The sequence below is a fragment of the Eggerthella sp. BIOML-A1 genome, assembly GCF_009875595.1.
Lineage (GTDB): Bacteria > Actinomycetota > Coriobacteriia > Coriobacteriales > Eggerthellaceae > Eggerthella > Eggerthella lenta.
This window is the reverse complement of sequence record NZ_WWRZ01000034.1, coordinates 1-1,093: the sequence shown is the minus strand read 5'-3', so window position 1 is coordinate 1,093 and position 1,093 is coordinate 1. Positions and strand designations below refer to the sequence as shown.

The 1,093-nt window shown below is 42.0% G+C and carries 1 protein-coding gene; it reads left to right on the top strand.

Annotation, left to right across the window (positions count from 1 at the left end; genetic code table 11):
* Window positions 1-268: 268 nt before the first annotated feature.
* The coding region (locus tag GT590_RS14255; protein WP_161171202.1) for a transposase at window positions 269-1,093 on the top strand (825 nt) is incomplete at its 3' end.

The following is a 1,093-nucleotide window of genomic DNA, read 5'->3' as shown; positions in this document are numbered from 1 at the left end:
GTATTTATGGTTAATATTCCTTACGGCCAGTAAGGACTTATCCATCTTATTGCTTAAGCTGTTAGAATGTAGGAGGCAATTGGATATCTTCTCCTTTCTTGGACTACGCGTCCGTAATGCAGACTGATAACCAGCTCCTCATTCGCAGCGTTCGTTTTATGCAGGTTGAATCGTCATAGGCGCATTCGTGTCACACCACAGTAGATTGAATAGGCAATGAGTAAAGCTGGCACTTATCCATTGCCAAAATCTTAAGGAGTGACAATTTATGAACGCAGTAGGTATTGATATTTCAAAGGGAAAAAGTATGGTTGCTATCATGCGGCCTTATGGCGAAATTGTTTCTGCACCCTTCGAGGTCAAACACACAAGCAGCGCTATCAATTCACTTGTAGCGCTCATCAACTCTGTTGAAGGTGAGTCCCGAATCGTAATGGAACATACAGGGCGTTATTATGAAGCCCTTGCTCATCAGCTTTCGCAGGCAAACCTTTTTGTCAGTGCCATTAACCCAAAACTTATCAAAGATTTTGATAATGATTCTCTTCGTAAAGTTAAATCTGATAAAGCTGATGCAGTTAAAATCGCCAGATATGCTCTTGACAAGTGGCAAAATCTTAAACAGTATAGTGTTATGGATGAACTACGCAATCAGCTTAAAACCATGAACCGTCAGTTTGGGTTTTACATGAAGCACAGGACGGCTATGAAGAATAATCTTATCGGAATCCTTGACCAAACCTATCCTGGTGTTAACACCTACTTTGACAGCCCTGCGCGCAGTGATGGCCGTCAGAAATGGGTCGATTTTGCCTCTACATACTGGCACGTGGATTGTGTCCGTAAAATGTCCCGGAATGCCTTTATCGGTCATTATCAAAACTGGTGCAAACGCAAGAAGTACAACTTCAGTCAATTGAAAGCTGAAGAAATCTATGGAAAAGCCAAGGAACTTGTTCCTGTACTTCCTAAGGATGACATTACAAAGATTATTATCAAGCAGGCTGTAGACCAACTTAATAGCGCTTCTACAACCGTTGAGTCGCTGCGCACACTTATGAATGAAATTGCTGCTAAACTCCCCGAATACTCC